General features: G+C 70.7%; 18 protein-coding genes. 7 read left to right on the forward strand and 11 right to left on the reverse strand.

The annotated features are described in order from the left end of the window. Positions 1 to 258: 258 nt before the first annotated feature. The gene (locus AB0F98_RS06960) at positions 259 to 1,362 is read left to right on the forward strand and encodes a beta-eliminating lyase-related protein (protein ID WP_357729893.1); all 1,104 of its coding nucleotides are present in this window, start codon (positions 259 to 261) and stop codon (positions 1,360 to 1,362) included. A 40-nt stretch (positions 1,363 to 1,402) separates the two neighbouring features. Here the strand turns inward: AB0F98_RS06960 and AB0F98_RS06965 are convergent, their stop codons facing one another. From AB0F98_RS06965 to AB0F98_RS06980, 4 genes are all read right to left on the reverse strand, one after another. Next, on the reverse strand, positions 1,403 to 1,780 hold the full coding sequence (locus tag AB0F98_RS06965) for a carboxymuconolactone decarboxylase family protein (protein WP_357729896.1): 378 nt from the start codon (positions 1,778 to 1,780) through the stop codon (positions 1,403 to 1,405). A 114-nt stretch (positions 1,781 to 1,894) separates the two neighbouring features. Then, the gene (locus AB0F98_RS06970; protein ID WP_357729900.1) at positions 1,895 to 2,644 is read right to left on the reverse strand and encodes a class I SAM-dependent methyltransferase; all 750 of its coding nucleotides are present in this window, start codon (positions 2,642 to 2,644) and stop codon (positions 1,895 to 1,897) included. A gap of 66 nt (positions 2,645 to 2,710) precedes the next feature. Continuing rightward, positions 2,711 to 3,073: a PH domain-containing protein gene (locus tag AB0F98_RS06975; protein ID WP_076466532.1), complete on the reverse strand. Its 363-nt coding sequence runs from the start codon at positions 3,071 to 3,073 to the stop codon at positions 2,711 to 2,713. A 147-nt stretch (positions 3,074 to 3,220) separates the two neighbouring features. Continuing rightward, positions 3,221 to 3,526 (reverse strand): 4a-hydroxytetrahydrobiopterin dehydratase, encoded by a 306-nt coding sequence (locus AB0F98_RS06980; protein ID WP_357729903.1) that lies wholly within the window; start codon positions 3,524 to 3,526, stop codon positions 3,221 to 3,223. A 183-nt stretch (positions 3,527 to 3,709) separates the two neighbouring features. On the opposite strand from AB0F98_RS06980, the gene AB0F98_RS06985 reads away from it, so the two are divergent. After that, positions 3,710 to 4,150, forward strand: a complete 441-nt coding sequence (locus tag AB0F98_RS06985) for a (deoxy)nucleoside triphosphate pyrophosphohydrolase (RefSeq protein WP_357729906.1) — start codon at positions 3,710 to 3,712, stop codon at positions 4,148 to 4,150. A gap of 163 nt (positions 4,151 to 4,313) precedes the next feature. On the opposite strand, the gene AB0F98_RS06990 is transcribed toward AB0F98_RS06985, so the two are convergent. The 6 genes from AB0F98_RS06990 to AB0F98_RS07015 form a co-directional block, all read right to left on the reverse strand. Beyond that, positions 4,314 to 5,408 (reverse strand): succinate dehydrogenase/fumarate reductase iron-sulfur subunit, encoded by a 1,095-nt coding sequence (locus AB0F98_RS06990; RefSeq protein ID WP_357729910.1) that lies wholly within the window; start codon positions 5,406 to 5,408, stop codon positions 4,314 to 4,316. A gap of 3 nt (positions 5,409 to 5,411) precedes the next feature. Continuing rightward, complete coding sequence (locus AB0F98_RS06995) at positions 5,412 to 7,325, reverse strand: fumarate reductase/succinate dehydrogenase flavoprotein subunit (RefSeq protein WP_357729913.1); 1,914 nt, start codon at positions 7,323 to 7,325, stop codon at positions 5,412 to 5,414. An 11-nt stretch (positions 7,326 to 7,336) separates the two neighbouring features. Continuing rightward, entirely contained in the window at positions 7,337 to 8,143 is an 807-nt protein-coding gene (locus AB0F98_RS07000; RefSeq protein ID WP_357729916.1) for a hypothetical protein, read from the reverse strand. Positions 8,144 to 8,460: 317 nt separating this feature from the next. Then, complete coding sequence (locus AB0F98_RS07005) at positions 8,461 to 9,855, reverse strand: metallopeptidase TldD-related protein (protein ID WP_357729919.1); 1,395 nt, start codon at positions 9,853 to 9,855, stop codon at positions 8,461 to 8,463. A 58-nt stretch (positions 9,856 to 9,913) separates the two neighbouring features. Next, on the reverse strand, positions 9,914 to 11,350 hold the full coding sequence (locus AB0F98_RS07010; protein ID WP_357729922.1) for a TldD/PmbA family protein: 1,437 nt from the start codon (positions 11,348 to 11,350) through the stop codon (positions 9,914 to 9,916). A gap of 62 nt (positions 11,351 to 11,412) precedes the next feature. Continuing rightward, on the reverse strand, positions 11,413 to 11,961 hold the full coding sequence (locus AB0F98_RS07015; protein ID WP_357729925.1) for a Uma2 family endonuclease: 549 nt from the start codon (positions 11,959 to 11,961) through the stop codon (positions 11,413 to 11,415). A gap of 238 nt (positions 11,962 to 12,199) precedes the next feature. Between AB0F98_RS07015 and AB0F98_RS07020 the strand changes: the two genes are divergently transcribed. The 5 genes from AB0F98_RS07020 (at position 12,200) to AB0F98_RS07040 (ending at position 18,495) form a co-directional block, all read left to right on the forward strand. Then, positions 12,200 to 13,306, forward strand: a complete 1,107-nt coding sequence (locus tag AB0F98_RS07020) for an ABC transporter ATP-binding protein (protein ID WP_357729928.1) — start codon at positions 12,200 to 12,202, stop codon at positions 13,304 to 13,306. A 169-nt stretch (positions 13,307 to 13,475) separates the two neighbouring features. Continuing rightward, positions 13,476 to 14,528: a dipeptide ABC transporter ATP-binding protein gene (locus tag AB0F98_RS07025; RefSeq protein ID WP_357729931.1), complete on the forward strand. Its 1,053-nt coding sequence runs from the start codon at positions 13,476 to 13,478 to the stop codon at positions 14,526 to 14,528. Further along, positions 14,525 to 15,529 (forward strand): ABC transporter permease, encoded by a 1,005-nt coding sequence (locus AB0F98_RS07030; RefSeq protein ID WP_357729935.1) that lies wholly within the window; start codon positions 14,525 to 14,527, stop codon positions 15,527 to 15,529. Before AB0F98_RS07025 ends, AB0F98_RS07030 begins: the two co-directional genes overlap by 4 nt. Before the next feature lie 69 nt (positions 15,530 to 15,598). Further along, positions 15,599 to 16,585 (forward strand): ABC transporter permease, encoded by a 987-nt coding sequence (locus AB0F98_RS07035; RefSeq protein WP_357729937.1) that lies wholly within the window; start codon positions 15,599 to 15,601, stop codon positions 16,583 to 16,585. A 167-nt stretch (positions 16,586 to 16,752) separates the two neighbouring features. Further along, on the forward strand, positions 16,753 to 18,495 hold the full coding sequence (locus tag AB0F98_RS07040; protein WP_357729940.1) for an ABC transporter substrate-binding protein: 1,743 nt from the start codon (positions 16,753 to 16,755) through the stop codon (positions 18,493 to 18,495). Positions 18,496 to 18,598: 103 nt separating this feature from the next. Here the strand turns inward: AB0F98_RS07040 and AB0F98_RS07045 are convergent, their stop codons facing one another. Next, positions 18,599 to 20,746, reverse strand: coding sequence for a prolyl oligopeptidase family serine peptidase (locus tag AB0F98_RS07045; protein WP_357729943.1), 2,148 nt, complete (start codon positions 20,744 to 20,746; stop codon positions 18,599 to 18,601). Between the last annotated feature and the right edge of the window lie 51 nt (positions 20,747 to 20,797).

Below are 20,797 nucleotides of genomic sequence, written 5' to 3' on the forward strand. Positions count from 1 at the left end.
CCGGACTCCGTTGGACAGCCCCCACCAGATCCGAAGGTCGGCCGGGAGCGCCACACCAAGGGCCGTTGCGACAGATCAGGCCGGTGGCGGGGCCGGACGCGTGTCGGCGACCGCTCGCGACCTGCGCTGAGCTCCTGTCGAGCTGCCCCGGAAATGGGACGCCCCATATCCGGGGCAGCTCGACAGCGAGCAGCGTCCACCACAGCTGTAGGGGAATGACCTGCCGCCGGTCGGTAGGTCGTCTGCGACGATCTGCGAATGCACGACACAAGGCAGCGTCGGCTGGCCGCCCAGGCGGCCTCCGACCGAATCCTCTCCGGGGCCCGGCCGGCCACCATGCGGGACCACCTCGCCGCGCTGGCCGCCGGCGGGGACCTGGACGGCCAGCCCGACTTCTACGGCGACGGACCGGTCGCCACGGTGGAGGAGCGGACCGCGGAACTCCTCGGCGCCGAGGCCGCTGTCTTCTTCCCCACGGGCACGATGGCGCAGCAGGTGGCACTGCGCTTCGGTGCCGATGTCAGCGGGCGTCGCACGGCCGCCCTGCACCCGCTCGGGCACCAGGAGGTGCACGAGCGGCACGCCCACGCCCACCTGGGCGGCCTGCGCAGCACCTGGCCGACGACCATGCCCCGCAACCCCACCGCCGACGAGATAAGCGCGCTGGCCGAGCCGGTGAGCACCGTCGTCTTCGAACTCCCGCTGCGCGACGCGGGTTTCGTACTCCCCTCCTGGGACGAACTCGTGGCGGCATCCGCCGCGGCGCACGCCATCGGGGCGCGCGTGCACTTCGACGGTGCACGGATCTGGGAGTCAACCCCTTACCTGGCGCACACCCTCAGCGAGATCGCCGGCCTCGCCGACAGCACCTACGTGTCGTTCTACAAGACGCTCGGCGGCATCAGCGGCGCGGTGCTCGCCGGCACCACGGAACTCGCCGCGTACGCCCGGGTCTGGCGGCACCGTTACGGCGGCCAGCTGTACCAGCAGTGGCCGGCCGCCCTCAGCGCCCTCGCCGGACTCGACAGAGTGCTGCCGCGCGTCCCCGAGTACGTGCGACACGCCCGCACGGTCGCCGCGGCCCTCGCCGCGCTGCCCGGCGCGCGGGTTCATCCGGACCCACCGCACACGCACCAGTTCCGGCTCTGGCTACCCCACCCGGCGCAGGCGCTCAACGACGCGGCGCTGGCGCTCGCCGAGGAGGAAAAGGTGTGGTTCGTCGCCGGCTGGCAGGAGACCGAGGTGCCGGGCGTGTCGAGAACCGAGGTCACCGTCGCCGGGCCCGGCCTCGAATGGAGCGCCGAAGACGTCGTCGAGATCGGCGAACGGTTCCTCCACGTCGCCTGCGCTCTGCGGGACTGACCGGCCGTCAGGCCGGCTGCCAGCGGCGCCGCAGCGCGCGTCAGCCCTCGCCGAAGACCGCGAGCGCCACCTGGTAGCAGTCGAAGGCGCGGGCCGCACCGGCGTACGCGGCGAGGTGAATGAAGAGCTCGACGATCTCTTCCTTGCTGACGCCGGAGTGCAGCGCGATCCGCAGCTGCCCGCGCAGCGGCTCGTGCGTGCCGAGCGTGGCCGCGATGGCGACGGAGACGAGGGCCCGGCTCCGGAGGTCCAGTCCGGGGCGCGGCCACGACTCGCCGAACGTCTGCAGGGTGGCGAGGCGGCGGAAGTCCTGCCCGACCTCCGGCTCACCGGGAGCGAGCGGAAGGGTGAGCGGGGCACCCAGGAGCCGTTCCGCCGTGTCGAGCGCCCGCTGGTAGCTGTCCGGTTGGTCGGTCATCGTCGTCTCTCCCGAAACCTGAGCTCCGGCGCGGCGGCGCACCAGCTGCCGCGCTCTTCGGTGTCCGCGCCGGGTCGGCGGAGCGGTCGGTTTCTCTTCCCGTTCCGTCGACGGTTATTCCGGCGTCGCGGCGTGGCGGGCGATGACCACGAGTTCGCCGTCGCCCGCACCGACCGGCTCACGCCCCCAGCCACCGAAGACGTGCTCGACGTAGAACCCGGCCATCCGCAGCGAGTCGCGCAGGTCCCGTTCGGTGCGGAAGCGCAGCGTGGCCGAGCTGCACAGCTCCTCGCCGTCGGGAAAGACGTAGTGGTGCTCGAAGCCGACGTCGCCCGCGGCGATCGCCGTCACCTCGGTCCACGCCTCGACCTTCCGGCCGCCCGGCAGGACGATCCGGCGCCGGGAGTCGACCGGGTTCCACTTCTCCCAGCGCCGGTCCGCCGGGTCACGTGAGTCGAAGACCAGCCGGCCACCGGGCACCAACGCCCGGCGCAGATCGGCGAGGGTGGCCGCCCACTCGGCGCGGGTGGCGAAGATCTGGGCGACGTGGCTGGTCATCACTGCCACGTCGTACGCGTCGGTCGGCAGCACGGCCGACGTGCCCTCGATCCAGGTGACCCGGTCGGCACCGGGTTTCTGCCGGGCCGCGGCGAGGGAGGCGTGCGCCGGGTCGACGCCGGTGACGGTGTGACCGGCCGCCGCCAACGCCATGGTCAGCCGTCCGGTGCCGCAGCCGAGGTCGAGCACCCGGGCGGCGGGCGTCTCGCCGACCACGTCGAGGAAGAATTCGTCGTCGGGGCCCCAGCGGCATTCGGCGTCGTACACCTGCACCAGGCGAGGGTCTTCGAACTCCGCGTGCCTCACCGCGCCGACCTCCCGCCCGCCACGTCGCCGCCCCTCACTCGCCGGTTCCCGCGGCGTGGTCCGCGGTCAGGAGATGTAGTGCAGGATCACATTGTGAACGTGGTGGCTCTTCTGCGTGCCACGGAATTCCACCTCGTAGGTGTGCGTACCGACGTGGATCGCGATCGCGCCCGTCGAGAAGAACGAGCCGCCCCAAGACTTGTTGCTGACCACGCTCACGCTGGTGATCTTCGAGTACGGGATGCTGGTGATCGCGTACCGCTTGCCGATGAACGAGCGGTCCTGGATGATCACTCGCCGGTCGGTGAGGCCGATGAATCCGGTGCCGGTGCCGACGGCGTCGTAGACAGCGATGATCTGCTCCCCGTCGAGCAACCCACTCTGGATCTGCTGAAACTGCTCCTTGCGGTCGTACGTCGCATTGGCCATGCGCCTCACGTTAGGAAGCGCGCGCCAACCTCCGAACTCGGGCTCTCGCCGGGCGATGGTGCCGAGCGAGGGGGTGATCTCCAGGACGCCGCCGAGGTCGAAGACGACCGCCCGTTCCGTCATGATCGGGAAGGGTACGCCGGGCCGTCAGGACTCGGTGACCGCGCGGTAGGCGTCCTCGATCCGGGCGGCGAGCAGCACCTCGCCCTCGCTGAGAGGGACGTTGCCGTGCCCCACCCGGATCTGGGTGTGGTCCGCCCGGCGGCTGATCTCCGGCCGCAGGTGCAGCGCGTCCGCCACCACCTTCACCCGCTCCGTCAGGGCGGCGTGCTGGCTGTCGTCGATCACGAGGGTGCGTTGGATCTGCTCGCCCTCGCGGGTCCACCCCGGGAGCAGTGTGAGTGCGTCGGAGAGGTAGTCCTGCTTCGCTCGGCCGTTGAACAGCGCACGCATCACCGCACCTCCCAGGCGCCGTTGCCGGCTTGTGGCCAAATCGTCGCCATCCCGTGTCTTGTCGGTGGCTTCTAGTCTTTCGCCCTGCGGTTCGTGTGTCCACGCCCACACTTCCGGGTCTTGCTGACCTAGCGGCCGGTTCCGGTACCCAAACCGCCGATTGATCTGGCACGCTGGACGGCCGTGCAGACCGAACGGGCGAGTGGCGGCGGGCAGGCCGCGCGGCGGGACCTCAAGGTGATCGTGGGCGCGGCGATCATCCGGGACGGGCGGGTGCTCGCGTGCGCCCGCTCCGCACCGCCGGAGGTGGCCGGCATGTGGGAGTTCCCGGGTGGCAAGGTCGAACCGGGGGAGTCCGAGCCCGAGGCACTGGCCCGGGAGTGCGTCGAGGAGCTGGCCGTACGCGTGGAGATCGGCGACCGGGTCGGCCGCGACGTCAAGATGGCCCACGGACGCTCGGTGCTCAAGGTGTACGCCGCGCGCCTGCTCGGTGACGCCGAGCCCCAGCCGCTGGAGCACTCGGGGCTGCGCTGGCTCTCCGCCGCCGAGCTTGACTCGGTGACCTGGCTACCCGCTGACGCACCCATCGTGGCCGCCCTGCGTCCCCTTCTCGCCGCCGGCTGACCGTTCGCCGTCCCGCCGGCCGGGCCTGCGAAACCGGTCATCCGGTAACCGTCTTGGCCGGCCCGAATGGGCCGTGCTGATGACGAAGCGGGCATCTGGGCAGAATAGAAGCGGGGGCCGGCGGCAAGTGCCGCGGCCCCCGTCATCGTTGTCGTCGACGAGCTCAGTGCTTGTCCTGCTCCGGGTGGGCGAAGTTGAGGTGCTCCGGAGGGAGCGGGAAGCTCACGTCGTCACCGAAGGGCGACGGCGCGGCCGCCCGGTCGAACGTGAGCTCCGTGAGCGGCAGCTTGCCCCGCTCATCCACCGCCGGCGCGGTCGGGTGAGGGACCTCGCGGTGCCAGTTCACCCCACTCTGCGCCTGGGTCTCGGCCCGCGAGTCGTGCGAGCCACCGGCGTGCGAGTGGAAGCCCGCGCTGGTGCTGGGCGTCGCCGGGCCGGCCGCGCGCGCACTGGTCACGCTGTTCTGGGGCGTCTCACCCCGACGGAAGATCTTGCTACCAAGCCTCACAAGGGGATCGTACCTGCGGTCGACCGCGCGTTCCTTCATGGGGATGATCCCGTTGTCGGTGATCTTGATGTGCTCGGGGCAGACCTCGGTGCAGCACTTGGTGATGTTGCAGTAACCGAGGCCCATCTCCGCCTGCGCGTACTCCTTGCGGTCGGTCCGGGTGTCGAGCGGATGCATGTCCAGTTCCGCGGCCCGGATGAAGAAGCGCGGCCCGGAGAAGGCCGGCTTGTTCTCCTCGTGATCGCGGATCACGTGGCACACGTTCTGGCACAGGAAGCACTCGATGCACTTGCGGAACTCCTGCGAGCGCTCCACGTCGACCTGCTGCATCCGGTAGTCGCCGGGCGCCACGTCCGCCGGCGGCGCGAACGCGGGGGTCTCCCGAGCCTTCTCGTAGTTGAACGAGACGTCGGTGACCAGGTCCCGGATGACCGGGAACGTGCGCAGCGGCGTGACCGAGACCGTCTCCTCCGGCTCGAACGTCGACATCCGGGTCATGCAGGCCAGCCGCGGCTTCCCGTTGATCTCCATCGAGCAGGAGCCGCACTTGCCCGCCTTGCAGTTCCACCGGCAGGCCAGGTCGGGCGCGTCGGTGGCCTGCAGCCGGTGGATGACGTCGAGGACGACCTCGCCCTCGTTCACCTCGACCATGTAGTCCTGCAGGTCGCCGCCGTTCTCGTCGCCCCGCCAGATGCGGAACTGTCGCTTCGCGGCCGGCTTGCCGGCCGTCTGCTTCGGATCAGTGCCCATACCTCAGCGCTCCTCCTCGGTGAGGGCGTCGAACTCCGTGAGTTCCTCGTCCGTCAGGTACTTGGCCAGCTCGGCGCGGTCGAACAGCGTGATCAGCTCGGGGCGGATCTTCGGCAGCGGCTTGCGGGTCAGCGTCACCGTGTCGCCGTCCAGCGAGCAGACCAGGTTGATCCGGCGCCACTGCGGGTCCATGGCCGGGTGGTCCTCCCGGGTGTGTCCACCGCGCGACTCGCGGCGCTCCAGCGCGGCCTTGGCCGTGCACTCGGAGACCACCAGCATGTTGCGCAGATCCAGCGCGAGATGCCAGCCCGGGTTGTAGCGCCGCCCGCCGGCCGCGCTCACCTTCGCCACCCGCTCGCGCAGCTCGGCGAGGCGGATCAGGGCGTCGGCCAACTCGCCCTCGCGTCGGATGATGCCGACCAGATCCCCCATCACCGCCTGGAGGTCCTGCTGGAGGGTGTACGGGCTCTCGCCCGTGTCCCGCTGCAACGGCGCCAGCGCCGTCTCCACCGCGGCCTCGACCGCCTGTACCGCGACCTTCGGCCGCTCGGCCAGACCGTCGGTGTACGAGGCGGCGTGACCGCCCGCGCGCTTGCCGAAGACGAGCAGGTCGGACAGCGAGTTGCCGCCGAGCCGGTTGGAGCCGTGCATCCCGCCGGAGACCTCGCCGGCGGCGAAGAGGCCGCGTACGTGGCCGACCGCCGCCCCGCTGTCGGGCTCCACCTCGACGCCGCCCATCACGTAGTGACAGGTCGGGCCGACCTCCATCGGCTCCTTGGTGATGTCGACGTCGGCCAGTTCCTTGAACTGGTGGTACATCGACGGCAGCCGGCGGCGGATCTCGTCGGCCGACTTGCGGCTCGCGATGTCGAGGTAGACCCCGCCGGCCGGCGTACCCCGACCGGCCTTGACCTCGCTGTTGATGGCCCGCGCCACCTCGTCACGAGGGAGCAGCTCCGGCGGGCGGCGGTTGTTGTCCGGGTCGGTGTACCAGCGGTCTGCCTCCTCCTCGGTCTCCGCGTACTGCTTGCGGAAGACGTCGGGCACGTAGTCGAACATGAACCGCTTGCCGTCGGAGTTCCGCAGCACGCCGCCGTCGCCGCGGACCGACTCGGTGACCAGGATGCCCTTGACCGACGGCGGCCAGACCATTCCGGTCGGGTGGAACTGGAGGAACTCCATGTTGATCAGGTTCGCCCCGGCGCGCAGCGCGAGCGCGTGACCGTCCCCGGTGTACTCCCACGAGTTCGAGGTGACCTTGTAGGACCGGCCGACACCACCGGTGGCCAGCACCACGGCGGGGGCCTCGAAGAGGATGAACTCGCCGGACTCCCGGTAGTAGCCGAACGCCCCGGCCACCCGGTCGCCGTCGAGCAGCAGCTCGGTGATGGTGGTCTCGGCGAAGACCCGGATCCGGGCGTCGTACGAGCCGAACTCGCGCTTGTCCTCCTGCTGCAGCGAGACGATCTTCTGCTGGAGGGTGCGGATCAGCTCCAGACCGGTGCGGTCGCCGACGTGCGCCAGTCGCGGGTACTCGTGGCCGCCGAAGTTGCGCTGCGAGATCTTGCCGTTCTTGGTGCGGTCGAAGAGCGCACCGTACGTCTCCAGCTCCCAGATCCGCTGCGGCGACTCCTTCGCGTGCAGCTCGGCCATCCGGAAGTTGTTCAGGAACTTGCCGCCGCGCATGGTGTCGCGGAAGTGCACCTGCCAGCTGTCGCGTGGGTTCACGTTGCCCATCGCGGCGGCGGCGCCGCCCTCGGCCATCACCGTGTGCGCCTTGCCGAACAGCGACTTCGAGATGATCGCGGTCTTCTTGCCGGCCAGCCGGGCCTCGATCGCCGCGCGCAGGCCGGCGCCGCCGGCGCCGATCACGACGACGTCGTAGTGGTGTCGTTCGATGCGAGTGGTAGTCGTCATGTCCAGGCCCTCTAGTTGATGAACCGCAGGTCGGGGATCCACTCGGCCGCGACCGCCATGACGTAGAAGTCGGTCAGCGCCAGGGTGCCGAGCGTGATCCAGGCGAGCTGCATGTGCCTGACGTTGAGCCAGGACACGCCGGTCCAGGCCCGGTAGCGCAGCGGATGCTTGGAGAAGTGCTTGAGCCGGCCGCCGATGATGTGCCGGCAGGAGTGGCAGGAGATGGTGTACGCCCAGAGCATCACCACGTTGCCGATCAGGATGAGGTTGCCCAGCCCGAACCCGAAGCCCTCCGGCGAGTGGAAGGCGAGGACCGCGTCCCAGGAGTTGATCAGCGAGATGATCACGGCGGCGTAGAAGAAGTAGCGGTGCAGGTTCTGCCCGAGCAGCGGGAAGCGGGTCTCACCGCTGTAGCCCTGGTGCCCGTCCGGGACCGCGCAGGCCGGCGGCGAGAGCCAGAACGACCGGTAGTACGCCTTGCGGTAGTAGTAGCAGGTCAGCCGGAACAGCAGCAGGAAGGGCAGGGTGAAGGCGGCCTCGGGGATGATCCACCAGTCGGGGAGGACCCGTCCGAAGTGCGCGGCGCCCTCGACGCACCGGTCCGTGATGCACGGGGAGTAGAACGGGGTCAGGTAGTGGAAGTCCTCGACCCAGTACCAGTTGTGCATGTAGACCCGGACCGTCGCGTACGCCACCCAGGCGGTGAGTCCGACGACGGTGATCAGTGGGGCGAACCACCAGCGGTCGGTGCGCAACGTCTTCGCCGCGATGGCGGCGCGCGCCCGCGCTCCCCGCGGCCTCGTTGCCGTTGATGTCATTCGAGTCGTCTCCTCGACGGGGCCCGCACCCGCGCGGGCGGAACTTCCTCCGGTCGGCACGCGGACCGTTGAAACCGCACCCGCCTGCCACGTCATGCGCACACCAACGACCACGCCGGCGCGCCGGCGCAGCTAAGTGACACACGTTACGCCGATCTTCGCTTGCCGTTCGTCCAAGGCGGCGTCCCGTGTGTCCGGCCGGCCCAGGAGCCCCGGAACGATGATCGATGTGACGATGTTAAGTAAGTCGTTGTCCCGTCGTGACGCCGGGGTGGCCGAGCAGCACCGGCACCCCCGGATCGTGTGTCGCCGCCGGATCAGCCGGAGGCGCCACCGGTGAAGTTCCACTCGGCCAGCCGTAGCGGTGGGCCCTCCCACCAGACACCGTCCAACCGGTCCGGTTGACGGACCGGACGCCGGCCGAGGCCGAGCACCCGCCCAGGTCCCAGCGCCCGGGGGTACGACTCGGTGAATCGGAAGTCGCGTACCGCCGAGGTCACCTCGCCGTCCTCGATCAGCCAGACCCCGTTCCGCGTCAACCCGGTCACCACCAGGCTCTTCGGGTCGAGCACCCGGGTGTACCACAGATCGCTGACCAGCAACCCGCGCGCGACCTGTGCGACCAGGGCAGCGGTGTCCCGGTCGGCGACCGCACCGGCTGCCGGACCCCCAGGGCCGCCGTCCGCGTCCCCGCCCGTCCCGTCGCTGCCGAGCAGCCGCAGGTTACGGGGGATCGGCCCGAAGCTCGCGCCGCCAGTGATCCCGTGCCCGGTGGACTGCGCCCCCGCGTCCGCGGCCGTTCTCCGGTCGTGCACGACGGCGGCGGTGATGCCGGCCTCGACCAGCGTCAACCGCCGGCGGGGCGTGCCCTCCACATCGAACGGCAGGTCGACCGCGGCGAGCGGATCGTCGACCACGGTGACGGCGGGATCGAACTGCGCGGTCCCCGGTTCGGCGAAGGACTGTCGTTCGGCGTGCCGCTTGCCGTTGAAGCCGTACCAGGACAGGTTCTGGAGCAGGTCCGCCACCGCCGCCGGCTCGAACACCACCTCGTAGCGTCCCGGCGGCAACTCGACGGGAGCCACCGCCGCGCGAGCCTTGGCCGCCGCCCGGGCGCCCAGCGCGACGCCGTCGATGTCGGCGAGCCGGTCGGCGCAGAGCCGAGCGACCCCGTCCGCGCCCCCGGCGCGGGCGATGCCGTCCATGGCCGCCTCGACGGCGTGCCCGTACGCCGAGTGCCCCGCGCTGTTCGCGAATCCCGATGACCGGTGGGTGGTACGGCAGTAGCCGGCCGCCTCCAGTCCGCCGGCCGCGTCGACGAAGGCGCGGACCCGTTCGGCCCGCTCGTCCGGGTCGGCGTACGCGGTGGCCTCGTCGACCGGCCCGCTCGCCGATGTCGGGGTGGGTGGGGTGAGTCCGGGCCAGGCCGGGTCGGGCGGGCAGAGCCGGGCGGCGGCCAGGGTCCGCTCGACCAACGCGCGCAGCCCCTCCGGGCTCACCTCGCTGCCGCTGCCTGCGGCGGTACGCCCGTCGACGTGCACCCGCAGTCGGACGCCGACACCCGACTCGGCGACGTTCTGATGGATGAAGGAGTTGGCGAACCGGGTCAACGCCAGATCGGCCCGGGTGACGACCGCCTCGGCCTCCGCGCCCGGGCCGCCCACGCGGCGGACCAGTTCGACCACCTGGCCGGCGAGTTCCAGCTCGGTCATGCCGACCCACCTTCCGTTCGCGACTGCGGGGCTCGCAAACCCGGCTCACTCCTCGCGCTCACGCGGACACCCCCACGCGAACGTTGCGGAACCGGGCCGGCGCGGCCGGATGTCCGGTGTGCCCGGTCTGGCCCGGCTGGCCCTTGCCGCAGTTCGGCGTGCCCCAGGCGACGGTCTCCGAGGAGAGCATGTCCATCGACCGCCAGAAGAGCGGCCCGATGCCGGTGTAGGTCGGGTTGCGTAGCATCCGGCCGCGCCGGCCCCGCTTCACCTCCCAGCCGACCTCGCAGCCGAACTGGAAGTTGAGCCGCTTGTCGTCGATCGACCAGGACCGGTTGAGGTCCATCAGCACCCCGTCGTCGGTGGCCGCGATGATCTCCTCCAACGTGTGTGGGCCGGGTTCGAGTCCGACGTTCGTCATCCGCACCATCGGCAGCCGGGCCCAGCCGTCGGACCGTACGCTCCCGCCGTAGTCCAGGCCCGCGACGGCGGCCGAGTCCCGGCCGGCGAGCACGCCCACCCAGCGCCCCTCGCGCACCGCGTCCCGCTTCACCGCGGGAGAGCCCTCGTCGTCGAAGCCGAAGCTGCCCAGCGCGCCCGGGATGGTCGGATCGATGGTGACGTTCATCAGCTCGGAGCCGTATCGCAACGAGCCGAGCTGGGCGAGGTCCAGCCAGGACGTGCCGGCGAAGGCGGCCTCCCAGCCGAGGATCCGGTCCAGCTCGATGGCGTGCCCGACCGACTCGTGGATCTGCAGAGCCAACTGTTCGCCGCCGAGGATCAGGTCGGTCTCGCCCGCCGGGCACGGGGGAGCGGTGAGCAGTTCGCGGGACTCCTCGGCGATCCGGGCGGCGTGCGCGGCCAGGTCCAACGACTCGACGAGTTCCCAGCCGGTGGTGCCGTACTGGCCCCGGTAGCTGGGGTAGGAACGGCGTTGGGTCTCACCGTCGCCGATCGAGGTGGCCGAGATGCCGCCGCCGCACTCGCGGATGCGCTGGTCGATCCGGTGCCCCTCGCTGGAGACGAACCACTTGGTCGTGTCCCAGATCTGGTAGAGCCCCTCGGCCAGGTCGGCGCCGTGCTCCCGCATGGCCCTGGTCGACTGCACCAGCAGGTCGCCCTTGTCGGAGAGCGGCACGCCGAGCGGGTCGATGTGGCACTCGGAGGCCCAGCTCGCGGTCACCGCCTCGGTGGGCACCAGGTCGATCGGCGGGCCGGGCACGCGGGCGCTGGCGGCGGCGATCCGAGCGGCCCGCCGGCCGGCGTCACGGGCCGCGGAGTCGGAGAGATCAGGTACGGCGTAGAAGCCCCAGCTCGACCCGACCAGGGCGCGTACACCGAGGCCGATGCTCTCGTGCTGGGTCAGCTCCTCGATCTCGCCGTTGCGTGCGGACATCGACTCGTAGGTCCGCTGCATCACGCGTGCGTCGGCGTACCGGGCTCCGGCGTCCACTGCGGCCTGCACGGCGGCGGTCGCCGCGTCGAACTCGGTCACGACCGCACTTCGATCTGTTGATCGCTCATGCGACCGACCCTAGGCCAGTGGCCCGACCTGCGTCAGGGCAGCAGCTCTTCGGGCCGGATCGTGGCCCGGACCGGCTCGGTCAGCTCCAGCGTCTCGCCGCGCTTGGCCGCCGAGTGTTCGACGTAGTGGCGGCCGCGGCGTCGATAGAGGCGCAGCGTCCCGGCCGCCTGATCCACCAGCAGGTACCACTCGATGCCGGCGGCCGCGTAGTAGTGCATCTTGAGCACCTTGTCGGTCGAGGCATTACCGGGTGAGACGATCTCGCAGATCAGGCGGACGCTCATCGCCTCGACGTACGGCTCGTCGAGGTTCACCGGTGAAGTGATCACGATGTCGGGAATCGGGATGCGGCCCGGCCGCAGTCGGACGTTCACCGCTTCGAGCAGTTCGAGTCCCACGGCTTCGGCCGCTGCTTCGAAGATGTTTCCGAGCTTGCGGGAGATGCGCTGGTGTCGTGGGGTCGGTGCTGGGGTCACGTGAAGGCTCCCGTCGAAGAGTTCGACGCGCTGGGACGTCTCGCCGAGGGAGAGGTACTCCTCTTCGGTCCACGGGCCTTCGTGGTCGAACACCGCCACGGTCATGGTCACCTCCACCTCGTGTCGGCGGGAATGCTTGCCTGACTGCCGCTGTCATCGTCGCACCCGAAGTGCGTCGGCGTGCCGAGGTGAAGCAGCGGACTTCGTGAATGTGCTGGTGAGGGCTGTTCACGGACGTTGCCGAGTCGTTACGCTGACGGCCGCTGACAGCCGCCGGACCTGTAGCTTATTTTCACCCTCAGGGATTGTCTGTAAGTTCTCTTCGTCACTGAGGGAGGCGGTCGTGGACAGGCCGAAGTCGGTGCCGTCCGGGCAACCGGGCGACCGCCCCAGCGTGCCCGAGCAGCGTTCCACCAGCGGGCCGTACTTGCGGGTGGACGATCTGCGGGTCCGTTTCGACACCGAGGACGGCGTGGTCCGTGCGGTCGACGGGGTGTCCTTCACGGTCGAGCGCGGCCGGACGCTCGGCATCGTCGGTGAATCCGGATCGGGCAAGAGCGTCACCTCGCTGGCCATCCTCGGCCTGCACAACGCCAAGCGGACGACGATCACCGGCGAGATCTCGGTCGGCGGCCGTCAACTGGTCGGCCTGCCGGAGGAGGAGGTACGCCGGCTGCGCGGCCGGGACATGGCGATGATCTTCCAGGATCCGCTGTCGGCGCTGCACCCGTACTACACGGTGGGGCGGCAGATCGCCGAGGCGTACCGGGTGCACCACCCGGGCGCGGGCAGGCGGGAGGCCCGGCAGCGGGCGGTCGACATGCTCGGCCGGGTCGGCATCCCCCAACCGGCACGTCGGTTCGACCAGTACCCGCACGAGTTCTCGGGCGGCATGCGCCAGCGGGCGATGATCGCGATGGCGCTGGTCAACGACCCCGACCTGGTCATCGCCGACGAGCCGACCACCGCGCTGGACGTCACCGTGCAGGCGCAGATCCTGGACCTGCTCGCCGACCTCCAGTCGGAGTTCCACTCGGCGATCATCATGATCACCCACGACCTCGGTGTGGTCAGCCAGGTGGCCGACGACGTACTCGTCATGTACGGCGGCCGGGCCGTCGAGCGGGGCAGTGTCGAGCAGGTGCTGCGCCGGCCGCAGCACCCGTACACCTGGGGTCTGCTCTCCAGCGTGCCGTCCCTGCACGGCGACGCGGACGCGGACCTGGTGCCGATCCGGGGCAACCCGCCGAGCCTGATCAACCTGCCCTCGGGCTGTTCCTTCCACCCGCGCTGCCGGTACGCCGACCGCAACGGCGACCGGTCCCGCACCGAGGTGCCGCAGCTGCGCCCGGCCGGCGGGGAGGGCCACCTGGTCGCCTGCCACCTGTCCACCGAGGAGCGGACCCGGCTCTACCGCGAGGACATCGCACACGTGGGGGTCGCTCGGTGAGCGCGAGGAACGCAGCGCAGCGGAGTACCGCAGTCGCGATCGAAGGCGGGTGGGTGAGCGCGAGGAACGCAGCGCAGCGGAGTACCGCAGTCGCGATCGAAGGCGGGTCGGTGAGCGCGAGGAACGCAGCGCAGCGGAGTACCGCAGTCGCGAACGAAGGCAGGGCTCGATGAGTGAGGTGAGCGTGGCGCCGGCAGCGGACGAGCCGCTGCTGCGGGTGCGGGGGCTGGCGAAGCACTTCCCGGTACGCACCGGGTTCCGCGGCCAGAGCCTCGTGCGCGCGGTCGACGGGCTGGACTTCGACGTGCGGCCGGGCGAGACGCTCGGCCTGGTGGGTGAGTCCGGCTGCGGCAAGACCACCACCGGGCGGATGCTGGTCCGGCTGCTGGAGCCGACCGCCGGCACGATCGAGTTCGAGGGGCGGGACATCACGCACGCCGGCCGGCGGCAGCTGCGTCCGCTGCGCCAGGACCTGCAGATAATCTTCCAGGACCCGTACGCCTCGCTGAATCCCCGGCACACGGTGGGTCGGATCATCGCCATGCCGTTGCAGGTCAACGGCATCGAGCCGCCCGGCGGCGTCAAGGCCAGGGTGCAGGAGCTGCTGGAGATCGTCGGGCTGAACCCGGAGCACTACAACCGGTACCCGCACGAGTTCTCCGGCGGGCAGCGACAGCGGATCGGCATCGCCCGGGCGCTGGCGCTGAGGCCGAAGCTCATCGTCGCCGACGAGCCGGTCTCCGCCCTGGACGTCTCGATCCAGGCGCAGGTCGTCAACCTGCTCCGCGAGTTGCAGCGCGATCTGGGGTTGGCGTTCGTGTTCATCGCGCACGACCTGGCCGTGGTGCGGCACTTCTGCCAGCGGGTAGCCGTGATGTACCTCGGCAAGATCGTGGAGATCGGCGAGCGGGTCGACATCTACGAGCGGCCGCAGCACCCGTACACCCGGGCGCTGCTGTCGGCCATCCCGGACGTCACGAAGCTCGGCCCCGGCGGCCGGATCCGGCTCACCGGCGACGTGCCGACCCCGCTCGACCCACCGTCGGGCTGCCGCTTCCGCACCCGCTGCTGGAAGGCGCAGGAGATCTGCGCGGCCGAGGAGCCGGCGCTGGTGTCGCGGGGTGGCGGGCAGGCCACCGCCTGCCACTTCCCGGAGTCCGGACCGGTGCCGGGGGAGAGCGTTGGTCCGGCCGACGTCACCGTCGAGGAGGTGTCGAAGTGAGCCTGTCCCCGGTGGAGGGTGTCGCGCTGGCCGAGATCGAGTCCGGCGGCCCGGAGGCGCCGGAACGCAAGGACGTCGTCGGCCGGTCACCGGGCCGGCTCGCCTGGATCCGGTTGCGTCGCGACCGTACGGCGATGGTCAGCGGCGGGATGCTGGTCTTCTTCATGCTGCTGGCGCTCGCCGCCCCGCTGGTCGAGCTGCTCTACGGCATCGGCCCGAAGGAGCAGTTCCAGAGCCTGCTGGACGGCTTCGGAATGCCGCTGGGCTATTCCGGCGGGGTCTCCGGCGACCACTGGTTCGGCCTGGAGCCGGGGCTCGGCCGGGACATCTTCATCCGGCTGATCTACGGACTGCGTACCTCGCTGTTCATCGCGTTCGCCGCGGCGGTCATCACCGCGACGCTCGGCGTCGTGCTCGGCACGCTCGCCGGCTATCTCGGCGGCTGGCTGGACGCGGTGATCAACTGGATCACCGACCTGACGCTGGCCATGCCGTTCCTGGTCATCGCGCTGGCTCTGACTCCGACGCTGGTGCTGCGCTTCTACGGCGAGCGGGAGGCGGTCTCGCCGGCCTTCGGGGTGGCGGTGCTGATCGGTGTCTTCGCGATCTTCGGCTGGACGAGCACCGCCAGGCTGGTCCGCGGTCAGGTGATCGCGCTGCGCGAGCGGGAGTTCGTCGAGGCGGCCCGGGCCAGTGGCGCCGGACTGGGGCACATGGTCTTCCGGCAGCTGCTGCCGAACATCTGGGCCCCGATCCTGGTGTCGTTCTCCCTGGCCGTACCGCAGTTCATCACCAGCGAGGCCGCGCTCTCCTTCATCGGCGTCGGGCTGAGCGACGAGACGCCGAGCTTCGGCCGGATGATCTACCGCAGCCTGGACTACCTCCAGACCGACCCGGCGTACGTCTTCTTCCCCGGCATCACGATCTTCGCGCTCGTGTTCGCCTTCAACCTCTTCGGCGACGCGCTGCGCGACGCGCTCGACCCGAAGTCGTCCCGGTAGAGGTGTCGAGATGAGCACGACGAGTGCGGCGGAGCGGGGCCCGGTGGCCGTGAACGGAGGAGAGCTCTGATGACGCGATTCCTGGTCAAGCGGCTCTTCTCCGCGGTCCTGACCCTCTTCGCGGTGAGCGTGCTGACCTTCCTGATGTTCTTCGCCCTGCCCCGGGACCCGGTCACCGGCATGTGTCCGAAGAACTGCAACCCGGAGCGGCTGGAGCGGGTCCGTGACGAGTTGGGCCTGAACGATCCGCTGATCACGCAGTACGCCGGCTACATGAAGGGCATCGTCACCGGTCGGGACCTGGGCAGCGCCCAGGGCGGCCACTGCGACGCGCCCTGCCTGGGCTGGTCGTACGTCACCAACGAGGCGGTCTCGGACACGATCGCGCGGGTGTTGCCGGTGACGCTCAGCATCGTGATCCCGGCGGCGGTCCTCTGGCTGCTGCTCGGGGTGGGGCTCGGCATGGTCTCGGCACTGCGCCGCGGCACCTGGTTGGACCGGCTCGCCATCGGCTTCTCACTCACCGGCGCCTCGTTGCAGCTCTACTTCGTCGGTGCGGTACTGCTGCTGGTGTTCGTCTACAACCTGCGGCTGCTGCCGGTGCCCAGCTACACGTCGCTCCTCGACAATCCGCTCAAGTGGGCGAGCGGGCTGGTGCTGGCCTGGGTCTCACTGGCCTTCCTCTTCTCCGCCATCTACGCGCGGCTCTCCCGCGCGCAGATGCTGGAGACGCTCTCGGAGGACTTCGTCCGTACCGCACGGGCGAAGGGCCTGGCCAAGCCCAAGGTGTACGGACGGCACGCGCTTCGCGCGGCGATCACGCCGGTGGTGACGATCGCCGGGCTCGACGTCGGTGGCGCGCTCGGCGGCACGGTGATCACCGAGACGACGTTCGGCATCCAGGGCCTGGGTCGTACGGCCGTCGACGCGGTGCGGGCCGGTGACCTGCCCACCATCATGGCCACCGTGTTGATCGCCGCGGTCTTCGTGGTGCTCGCGAACGTGCTGGTCGACCTGTTGTACGCGGCCATCGATCCGCGGGTGCGGCTGCGCTGACGCCGGGCGGTCGTGGCGGCGGCGCGGCCGGGGCCGGGCCGCCCGGTGATGATGGAAGTTATCGACAACTGTTACACAACTCGTAGGTTTTCTTCTTTACGATCCTCGGGACGTCGGCGGTTCCACCTCCGGCGGACCGCAGGTCAGATGGGTGGAGGAGGTAGGAGATGCGACCACGCGTGGTGGCCGCCGCAGGCGGAGCGATCGCACTGGTTGTGGCGTTGGGTGCCTGCTCGAAGAACACGGGCGAAGGCACCACCGTGGACACCGACCGTACGCAGACCGGGGTGATCGCGACCGACCCGAAGGACTCGCAGGGCCCGGCCGCGGAGGTGGCGGGAGCGAGCAAGGGCGGCACCTTCAGCATCATCCGGGAGACGCCCATCTCCCACTTGGACCCGCAGCGGACGTACTCGTTCGCCGGCCTGATGGCGAGCCCGCTGTTCGCCCGCTACCTCACCACCTGGAAGGACGACGGCAAGGGCGGCCTGGTCCTCGTCGGTGACCTCGCCGAGACCCCCGGCAGCGACGTCAACAACGACTGCAAGGTCTGGGAATTCAAGATCAAGGACGGGGTCAAGTTCGAGGACGGCAGCCCGATCACCTCGAAGGAGATCGCCTACGGCATCGCCCGCTCCTTCGACCCGGACCTCACCGGCGGCCCGACCTACATCCAGGAGTGGCTGGCCGACACCCCGCAGTTCGACACCAAGTGGGACTTCAAGAAGAACAAGGGCTCGCTGCCGCCGGGGCTGACCACCCCGGACGAGAAGACGCTCCGCTTCGAGTTCGCCAAGCCGCGCTGCGACCTGCCGTTCGCGGTCTCGTTGCCGACCACCGCGCCGCTGCCGGCGGCCAAGGACACCGGCGTCAACCTGGACAACAAGCCGTTCTCGTCCGGGCCGTACAAGATCGCCGAGAACCAGGTCGGCGTGAAGCTGACCCTGGACCGGAACCCGAACTGGGACCCGAAGACCGACCCGGTCCGGCACCAGTACCCGGACCAGTTCGTCTGGACCTTCGGCCCGACCCCGGACGCCGCCAGCAACCGGGTGATCGCCGACAACGGGCCCGACCAGAGCGCGCTCGCCTTCAACACCGTGCCGGCCTCGCTGGTCGCCAAGGTGGCCGGGGACGCCGCGCTGAAGTCCCGCACGATCCTCTCGCCGACGCCGAGCGCCAACCAGCTCGTCATCAACAACCAGCGGGTCAAGGACCTGAAGATCCGCCAGGCGCTCAACTACGCGATCGACCGTGAGGGCCTGATCAAGGCGATGGGTGGGCCGACCGTCGCCGCGCCGCTCACCACGCTGATGCCGCCGTCGACCATCGGCTACAAGGCGTACGACGCGTACCCGGCCGGGGCCAGTGGCAACCTGGACAAGGTCAAGGAGCTGCTCGGCGGTCAGACCCCGGAGCTGGTCCTCGGTGTCTCCGACGGCGCGACCGAGCAGCTGCAGGGCACCCAGCTCAAGGCCAACCTGGAGCGGGCCGGCTTCAAGATCACGCTGCGGAACATCCCGGACGACGCGAAGCTCGACGAGATCAAGAAGAAGGACAACCCCTGGGACCTGTACATCGGTAACTGGGCGGCGGACTGGCCGAGCGGCGCGTCGATCCTGCCGGTGCTCTACGACGGGCGCACCATCAAGCCCGAGGGCAACAGCAACCAGTCGTACTTCAACGACCCGGCGATCAACGCGGAGATGGACCGGATCCTGGCCATGTCCCCCGCTGAGCAGGGCCCGGAGTGGGCCAAGCTCGACGAGCGGATCATGAAGGAGTACGCCCCGGTGGTGCCGCTCTTCGTCGACGTGGCGTACAACGTGCACGGCTCCAAGGCCGGCGGCGTCTTCATCTCCAGCGTCTTCGGCTACCCCGCGTTCGTGAACGCGTACGTCAAGCAGTAGTCCCGCCGCACGGAACGGGCCCCCGGTCGACAGCGTCGTCGACCGGGGGTCGGCTGCTTTCTCCGGGTCGATCGCGCCGCCGCGGGCGTCGACCGGGCCCGACCTACCGCAGGTGCGTGCGGACGAAGTCCAGCTCCAGCCGGAGCAGCCGCTCCGCGGTGCCGCCGGCGGCCATGTGCGTCGCGCCGGTCAGCGGCAGCACCGAGTGCGGTCGCCCGGCGGAGAGCAGCGCGGCCGACAGCCGCAGGGTGTGCGCGGCGACCACGTTGTCGTCGGCCATGCCGTGTACCAGCAGCAGCGGGCGAGCCTCCTCCGGACCGGTCACCGGCTCGGCGGCCAACTCGACCAGCGAATGGTGCGCGTAGACGTCCACGCCCTCGTCCGGCATCCCGAGGTAGCGCTCGGTGTAGGCGGTGTCGTAGAGACCCCAGTCGGACACCGGAGCGCCGGCGATGCCGCAGCGGAACAGCTCCGGATGGCGCAGCACCGCCAGCCCGGCCAGCCAGCCGCCGAACGACCAGCCCCGCACCGCCACCCGGCTCAGATCCAGGTCCGGGTGCTTGTCGGCGAGCGCGGTGAGCGCCTCCACCTGGTCGATCAGGACCACGTCGGCCACCCGCCGGTGGATCGCCTTCTCGAACGACGGCGCCACGCCCGGCGTACCGCGGTTGTCGACGACCACGACCGCGAACCCGGCATCGGCCCACCACTGCCGCTCCAGCCAGGCCGCCCGTGCCGCGACCACCTCCTGGTGGCCCGGGCCGCCGTAGACGTCCAGCAGCACAGGTAGCCTGCGGCCGGTGACGTAGCTGTTCGGGTAGAGCACCGCGCTGGGCAACCGCCGGTCGGTCACCCGCTCCAGCAGCGGCAGCGGCGAGTACGGCGCGACGGCGGCGTGCGACTCGAGCACCGCCACCTCCTCGTCGCCCCGCCACACCGTCCACCGCGTTCCCGCATGGTCGAGCGAGGCGACGCCCACCGCGAGCACGTCCCCGCCGACGGCGGCGGTGTGCCAGCCCGAGTCGGAGGTCAACCGCCGGGCGTCGACCCCGCCGCCGATCGTCGTGCGTACCCGGAACAGGTGCCGCTCGCTCGGCTCACCGTCACTCGCCTCCACCAGCAGATCGGGGGCGCCCGCGCCGACGGAGGGCAGCCGTCCCACCACCCGCCGCACGTACAGCGAGGGTGGGGTGAGCAGCGTGCCGTCGGCGAACAGGCAGCGCGCGTCGTACCCGTCGTGCGCCAGCTCGCCGCCGACCAGCACCCGGCCGTCGGGCAGGTGGGCGGGGGTGCCGGCGATCGGCTCGACCCAGCGTGGATCGGCCAGCTCGGCGTGCACCTGGGTCTCACCGGTGCGCGGATCCACCGCGAGCACGAGGCCGTGCTGCTGCGAACGACGCAGCACGGTGATCAGCGGGCCGCCGTCGGTCCAGCTCACGGCGGTCAGGTAGGGGTAGGTCTCCCGGTCCCAGTGCACGTCGACCCAGCCGCCGTCCAGGTCCAGCAGGTGCAGGCTGACCTCGGCGTTCGGCCCGCCGGCGTGTGGGTACGCGACGGTCGTCGGCGGGGTGGCCGGGTCGGCCGGGTCGTGCAGGTGCCACCGGTCGAGCCGGGACTCGTCGACCCGCGCCGCGAGCACCGAGCGGCCGTCCGGCGCCCACCAGTAGCCGCGGAAGCGGTTGAACTCCTCGGCCGCGATGTGTTCGGCCAGGCCCCAGGTGACCCCGGAGTCCTCGCCGGCCAGCATCGTGTCGGTGCCGTCGGCGTCGACGATCCGCAGCTCGCCCCGGCGAACCCCGTCCGTCGCGTCGGTGACGTAGGCGAGCCGCTCGCCGGTCGGATCCGGACGCGGATCGAGCACCGGTCCGACGGCGGCCACCTCGACGACGTCGCCGTGCACCAGGTCGGCGCGGAACAGCCGGCCGGCGATCGCGAAGACCGCCACCCGACCGGCGGCGTCCAGGGCGTACGAGCCGATGCCGTCGGCGCTGAGCCGTAGCCGTTCGCGCAGCGCGCGCTCGCCGGGGGAGAGCTCGGTGGGACCGGTGTCCGCGCCGAGCAGCACCGCCGGGTCGGCGACCAGCCGTTCCTCGCCGGTGGCGACGTCCAGGAGCCAGAGCGCGTCGGCCGGATCCTCGGGGCCGGCCGAGCGCAGGAAGATCACCCGGGATCCGTCGTCGGCCACGGAGACGGCGCGCGGCGCGCCGTGGCTGAACCGGCGGGTGCGGGCGGCCAGCTCCGGATAGTCCACGGCCAGATCGTAAGTCGGCTCTCGGGGTGATGTGGCCGACCTGCGCGGACG

It is taken from the genome of Micromonospora sp. NPDC023737, assembly GCF_040639715.1.
Taxonomy (GTDB): Bacteria; Actinomycetota; Actinomycetes; order Mycobacteriales; family Micromonosporaceae; genus Micromonospora.